The following is a 5,904-nucleotide window of genomic DNA, read 5'->3' on the forward strand; positions in this document are numbered from 1 at the left end:
ACGACCCCTAGAAACCGCCCTCCCGGCGTCGTCCGCTTTCCTTTTTAGCCGCCGGGCCGCGTCCGCACCGCCGGGCCGCGGCCCCGCCGTCGTTGCCTCTGGTCCGGGCCGAAGCTGCAGCAGTAGAGTCGATGGCACCAGACTCGGGGGGTCACGATGAAAAACCAGCCACACCGGGCCGGAACCGGACCCGCGGACGCGCTGAAGCTGTTCCCCGCGCCACCGGCGCTTGCCCCGGCGGCTCTTGTGGCGGCGTCGGGCTTCCTGCTGTTTGTCCGGGAGGACCGCCCTTTTGGATTTTTGCTGCTCGGGGCGGCGCTGATCACCGCAGGATTCCTTAGCCGCCGCCTTATGGTTGACCTGGCCCTCGTTGCGTTCGGGCTTACTGCCATGAGCCTGGTCCCGATCACCACGGACATCAGCACCGGGCACATGATGGTGATGGGCACGGCAATGGTCCTGGCCGTTGGCGTCCCCTATGCGGTCTCACGTTTTGTCACCCGCGAGCACGCCATCCGCTTTCCGGTCCGGACCGGGAAGCCCTGGACGCGGGCGGAGAAGTGGTATCTCCCGGCGGTCCTGGTGATCGGCTACGCCCTGATGCCCATGTACATGGTGCGGACCGGCGTCTACGCCAACTGGCCTGCGGTGAGCGACCCCGAGGGCATCGGCCGGCTGTTCCTGGGCACCAACGTGCTGGGAATCTGGGACGAGCTGTTTTTCATCTGCACGGTGTTCACCCTGCTGCGCCGCCATCTTCCGGACTGGCAGGCCAACCTGCTGCAGGCGGTCCTCTTTACGTCGTTCCTCTGGGAACTGGGATTCCACGCGTGGGCACCGTTTTTCATCTTCCCGTTCGCCCTGCTGCAGGCCCGCCTGTTCAGCATCACCCGGTCTTTGTCCTACATTGTCAGCGTCCACCTCCTGTTCGACTTTGTGCTCTTCCTGGTCCTGATCCACGCGCACAACCGCGAGTGGATCAACATCTTCATCTACTGACCCCTGCAACGTGACGGGCGTCACGCAAATCCGTGCGTGACGAACCGGGCCCGGGCTGCGTCTTTATCTGTGAAGGCGCAAACAGCCTCCCCGACGAACCTCAGGAGTGACACGATGACCACGCAGCCGCAGACCCCTTCCGACGTACAGAAGAAGACCACCGCACCGGGCCATGAGCTCGCAGCAGGCGAAGGCCACGACGGCCGCGGCAAGACCACCGTGGCGGACGGCGTTGTTGCCAAGATCGCCGGCATCGCCATCCAGGAGATCGAAGGCGTCCACGCACTGGGCGGCGGGGCAGCCCGCGCCTTGGGCAACCTCCGGGAGAAGGTGGGCCAGAAGGACCTCACCCAGGGCGTAACCGTAGAGGTGGGCCAGACCCAGGTTGCCGTGGACGTCACCCTGGTGGTGGAGTACCCCCACCCGCTGCAGCAGGTTGCCGACCGCGCCCGCGACGCTGTTTACACCGCCGTCGAGGACCTGGTGGGCATGGAAGTCACCGAAGTGAACATCACCATCACCGACATCCACGTAGCCTCCGAGGCAGATAACACCGACGACGACGACGCCCCGCGTGAGCCGAGGGTGGCATGACCCCGGTGGTGGCCGGCGCAGCCGCCGGCGCCGTCCTGGCGTACGTCGCCCTTGCCTTCGGGTTCTGGGGCTTCCTGCTGACGGCCTTGTTTATGGGAATCGGCGCGGTCCTGGGCCGCTCCGCCGAGGGCAAGCTTGATCTGGGCGGGGTGCTGGACGCGCTGCGTGGCCGGCGCTCCTCTTCATGACCCGCGCAGGCCACACCAGGATTGCCCCCGCCGCGCTGAAGCACACTGTGGAAGCTGTGGCAGCCGGAGCGTTCGGGGTGCCCCCCGGGCAGGTGGCGGCAGCGCTGGACGACGACGCGGGCAAGCTGGGCGTGGCTCTGACTGTCCGGCTGCCAGCGCCGGCCCTGCTGGAGCGGGGCCTTGAGGCAACCCACCGGCATTCGGCCTTTGAACAGGCGCACATTGCCCGGCTCAAGGTCTCGGTTGCCTGCCGGCAGATCACCGGGATGGAGCTGGGCCGGATCAACATCCGGCTGGCGGCCGCCAAGCGCCGTCAGGTCCCGGACTCCAGGGTGGACAGCGGCTCCGCAGCACCCGGATCGGGGTCCCGCAGCGCTGACGACACGGCTGTCGACACCGATCTACTCGAGAGGAGGTAACCATGGGACAGGCCCGAACCAACAAACGGATCATCCGGCGGGAGACGCACTCATCGCGCGCCCGGCTGTCAGTCGCCGTGGCCCTGCTGGCCCTGTGCTTCTTTGCCTGGCTCGCCGCGGAAAGCGTCCTCTCGCTGTTAGGGCAGGACGCCCTCCTGGCCAGCCCCGGCCAACTGGCGGCGCAGGTGGTTTCCCTTCCGCAGGCTGTCCTGCCGGGCGCTTTGGCTGCGGCCGGCGTGGCGGTGGCCCTGCTGGGGCTGCTGGTCCTGCTCGCCGCCGTCAAGGGCGGCCGGCGCCCACGCCGTTCCATGGACAGTGACCGGGTTGCCCTGGTGGTGGACGATTCGGCCATTGCCGCAGCCGTTTCCCGGAAGGTGCGCCTGGCGGCGAACCTGGCCCCGGAGCAGGTGACCACCACGGTAGGCAAGCGCTCCCTCCGCGTCCTGGTACGGCCGACGTCGGGCGTTGCCATTGACCGCGAGGCCCTCACCTCCGCCGCCGTCAGCGAAGTGTCCTCCTACGGGCTCACCAGGAACCTGCGCACCGACGTGCGCGTCTCACCGGACGGGGTGACGGGCCGATGAACCGCACCAACAGGGCCTTGAACCGGCTCCTGCTCGCACTTGCGGGAATACTGCTGGCCGCCGTCGGTATCCTAACGGCCGGCGCCGCACTTAACCCCCTCGTCAGGGACGGCTGGACCCGCTTTACCGGCGCGGCCGTTGACAGGTGGCAAGCCATCCAGGCCTCGGCGCCCCTGCAGGATCCGCTTGGCAGTTGGTGGACCGTGGCCCTCGTGGCCGCGCTGGTGCTCCTGGCAGTGCTGTGCATCGTGTGGATGACGCGGCAGGGCGGCGGCAGGAGCCGAACCGGCGCGGAGGACAGCGACGCCGAGCTCGGGAACACCGCCGTCGACATCTCCTATTTGGAGGCTGCCCTGGATGCGGCACTGGCCGGCAGCAACTCCATCGTCGGAAGTTCTGTCACCGCGTGGCGGGGATCCGGCCGGGGCCCGAGCGGCCTCCGGCTGATCCTCCAGGCACGGCGCGGAGCCTCCCCCAGGGACGTGGCCGATACCGCCGAAGCCCTGGTCCGCTCAATCGACGGGCTGTTGGGCCATCGCACCACCGTTCTGGTCCGAATAGCCACTGGAACAAGGACCAAACTGGCCGGCGCCCTTCGCACCGACTGATCCTCTGCACCCACTGATCAGCCCCGCAGGAAACCAAGGAAAGGAACATCCTCATGGGAATTGATAACAGGCTCACCAATGCAGCAACCAACCACCTCGGTGCCGCCAAGGAAGGCCTCGGCAGGCGGACCGGGGACCGGGAACTGGAACGCGAGGGCCAGGGCGACCAGGCGCAGGCCAAGATCCGTGATGCGGGCGAAAAAGTGAAGGACGCCGCGAAGGACATCGGCGGAAACCTCAAGGACGCAGCAGCAAAGATCAAAGAAGGCTTCGCCAAGCACTAGGCCCCCTCGAGCGACGGGTCCGCGGGGCATTCCGTGGGCCCGCCTGCCGTTGTTCCGGCGTTCGCGCCAAGAGTGAAAGCAGAATCAGGTGACAGATCCCTTGGTGCCGGATCGGCTGGATTTGGTCCCCGACGCCCTCCTGGTGGGCCGGGCAGCCGACGGCGACACCGCCGCGTTCGAAACCCTGGCCCGCCGGTACGGTCCGCTGATGCGGGCCTGCGCGCGCAGGCTGACTGGCTCCTACGCCGATGCCGACGACGTGGTGCAGGAAGCCTTGGTCCAGGCCTGGAAGCAACTCGATACGCTCCGCGAACCCGGCGCCGTCAAGAGTTGGCTCCTGCGCCTGACCGGCAGCCGCAGCATCGACTTCCTGCGGCGGCGGCGGAACCATGCGGGCTTCGGTGACATCGACGAGGTCAGCGGCAAAGGGGACGTGGGCTCCCCGGAGGCCGGCCCCGAGGCCAAGGCGGTCCAAGGGTCCAGCATTGAGTCGCTGAAGGCGGCGCTGGCGCGGCTTCCCGAAGAGCAGCGCCGTTGTTGGGTCCTCAAGGAATTCAACGGCCAGAGCTACGACCAGATTGCCCAAACACTGAACATCAGCACAGCCAGCGTCCGTGGCAGGCTTGCCCGGGCACGGATTACGCTGGTCCGTGAAATGGAGGAGTGGCGATGAGCATCCCCAACGACAACTTGGAGTGCGGGCACACCCTCGAGGAGCTGAGCATGTACCTGGATACGGGCGAGTTTGCCGATCCGCGGCACCTGGAGACCTGCCCCGACTGCCGCAATGGCCTGGACTCCCTGCGGCGGCTCACAGCTGCCGGCAGTGAACTGCTGAGCAACGACCTGGCGGCGGCCGGCAGCGGCAACGACCAGTGGATGAAGAACATCCTGGCCAGCCTGAAGCTGGAACTGCGGCCGGGCAGGGATATCCCGCTCCGCTCCGATGACCCGGCGGACCGGCTGACGGAAACTGAGGGGTCCGTGTTCGCCCTGATCCGGTCCGTGGCGGACGCGACTCCCGGGGCCGTGGCTGGAAAGGTGCGCCTGCACGGCGATGTGACAGTGCCGGGCGAACCGATCACTGTCAGCGTTGATCTTGCCGTGGCATTCGGGCATCCCTTCATGCGCAGCGCAGCGGCCCTCCGGCTGGACCTGGCCAAGGCCCTGGCGCGGCACACGGAGCTGAACATCGCCGGGATCGACATCACCATCACCGACGTTATTGAACCGTCCGCGGCACAGGCCCCGGACCCCGCCCCGCAGGAGGAATCATGAGCACTCCCGTACAGCCGTCCGCTGCCGATGGCCTTCCAGGTCAGCGCACAACTTCCGACGTCCAGCTGCCCGTGGACCTGCGGCGGGTCATCCTTGCGGTGCCAGGGGTGACCGAGGTCTTCCCGTCGCGGCCCCTGTGGCAGCGGCTGCCGGCGCGGGCCGCGGCGCTGATCACCAGCGATGAGCCGCAGGACCAGGACCTCCCCTTGGTGGAAAAGCGTTCCGACGGCGGTCCCACGGAGGTTTCCGTGCGGATTGGCGTCAGTGCGGGAAAGTCCGGGGCGCCAGGGCTGTCTGGTGCGCCGGGGACGCCGGGGATACTCGGGACGCCGGAGGTTGCCCGGGCGGTGGCGGCCGCTGTACGGAACCATTTTTCTCCTGAGCAGGTGGTGGCCAGGGTCTCCGTGGTGCGGATCGCCGGCGACTCCCTGACAGGCGGTTAGTACCCAACCTTTTAGGCGCGTACGACGGCGGTGCATGGGGTGCGGTGCCGGCGTTCTCCTTTGGTGTTGGCTGGCCTTATGCCGGCTGGGTTTTGTGGCTGATCAGATTGTCGTACCCCTTCCCTATGCTGGGGTTATGGACGGCGAAGAGGCTCCAGGGACGGACGGCAGTGGCTCCGTTCCGGCTGGTCCCGGGGCTGTTTCCGGGGCCGGCTTTGGGGGCGATCCATCGGTCGCTTCCGGCTCCGACAGGATTGTCGTACCCCCTGCATATGCTGGGGTCATGGACGGCAACGAAGCTCCAGGCACGGACGGCAGGGACCCGGTTCCGCCTGCTCCCGGGGCTGTTGCGGGGCCAGTGGGTGTGGTGGTTGGCTCGCTCGCGGACGCCATGACGGAACTGAACGCCTTGGTCCAGGTCGCGGATGTTGCGTTGGAGGATGATTGGTCCGGGGAGGACCTGCTGGAGCGGGCCAAGGAAAACCGGTTACAGCGCCTGGGCGTGGT

The 5,904-nt window shown here is 67.5% G+C and carries 11 protein-coding genes; all 11 read left to right on the top strand.

What is annotated here, in order from left to right; genetic code table 11:
* Positions 1-156 precede the first annotated feature (156 nt).
* Entirely contained in the window at positions 157-999 is an 843-nt protein-coding gene (locus ACU18_RS18460; RefSeq protein WP_231686135.1) for a CPBP family intramembrane metalloprotease, read from the top strand.
* A gap of 114 nt (positions 1,000-1,113) precedes the next feature.
* On the top strand, positions 1,114-1,593 hold the full coding sequence (locus ACU18_RS18465; RefSeq protein ID WP_050687939.1) for an Asp23/Gls24 family envelope stress response protein: 480 nt from the start codon (positions 1,114-1,116) through the stop codon (positions 1,591-1,593).
* Positions 1,590-1,781 (top strand): DUF2273 domain-containing protein, encoded by a 192-nt coding sequence (locus ACU18_RS18470; RefSeq protein WP_050687940.1) that lies wholly within the window; start codon positions 1,590-1,592, stop codon positions 1,779-1,781. The genes ACU18_RS18465 and ACU18_RS18470 overlap by 4 nt, the downstream gene beginning before the upstream one ends.
* Complete coding sequence (locus tag ACU18_RS18475) at positions 1,778-2,200, top strand: hypothetical protein (RefSeq protein WP_197273625.1); 423 nt, start codon at positions 1,778-1,780, stop codon at positions 2,198-2,200. The genes ACU18_RS18470 and ACU18_RS18475 overlap by 4 nt, the downstream gene beginning before the upstream one ends.
* A 2-nt stretch (positions 2,201-2,202) precedes the next feature.
* Positions 2,203-2,784 (top strand): hypothetical protein, encoded by a 582-nt coding sequence (locus ACU18_RS18480; protein WP_050687941.1) that lies wholly within the window; start codon positions 2,203-2,205, stop codon positions 2,782-2,784.
* Positions 2,781-3,392 (top strand): hypothetical protein, encoded by a 612-nt coding sequence (locus tag ACU18_RS18485; protein WP_050687942.1) that lies wholly within the window; start codon positions 2,781-2,783, stop codon positions 3,390-3,392. Before ACU18_RS18480 ends, ACU18_RS18485 begins: the two co-directional genes overlap by 4 nt.
* A gap of 53 nt (positions 3,393-3,445) precedes the next feature.
* Positions 3,446-3,676 (top strand): CsbD family protein, encoded by a 231-nt coding sequence (locus tag ACU18_RS18490; RefSeq protein ID WP_050687943.1) that lies wholly within the window; start codon positions 3,446-3,448, stop codon positions 3,674-3,676.
* 88 nt (positions 3,677-3,764) lie between these two features.
* Complete coding sequence (locus tag ACU18_RS18495; RefSeq protein WP_231686136.1) at positions 3,765-4,349, top strand: RNA polymerase sigma factor; 585 nt, start codon at positions 3,765-3,767, stop codon at positions 4,347-4,349.
* Positions 4,346-4,954: a hypothetical protein gene (locus tag ACU18_RS18500; protein WP_050687944.1), complete on the top strand. Its 609-nt coding sequence runs from the start codon at positions 4,346-4,348 to the stop codon at positions 4,952-4,954. The genes ACU18_RS18495 and ACU18_RS18500 overlap by 4 nt, the downstream gene beginning before the upstream one ends.
* Entirely contained in the window at positions 4,951-5,397 is a 447-nt protein-coding gene (locus ACU18_RS18505; RefSeq protein ID WP_050687945.1) for a hypothetical protein, read from the top strand. The genes ACU18_RS18500 and ACU18_RS18505 overlap by 4 nt, the downstream gene beginning before the upstream one ends.
* Before the next feature lie 283 nt (positions 5,398-5,680).
* On the top strand, positions 5,681-5,904 hold a 224-nt coding region (locus tag ACU18_RS18510; protein ID WP_050687946.1), incomplete at its 3' end, for a hypothetical protein.

Source organism: Arthrobacter sp. ZBG10 (assembly GCF_001238605.1).
In the GTDB taxonomy this organism is placed as follows: domain Bacteria; phylum Actinomycetota; class Actinomycetes; order Actinomycetales; family Micrococcaceae; genus Arthrobacter.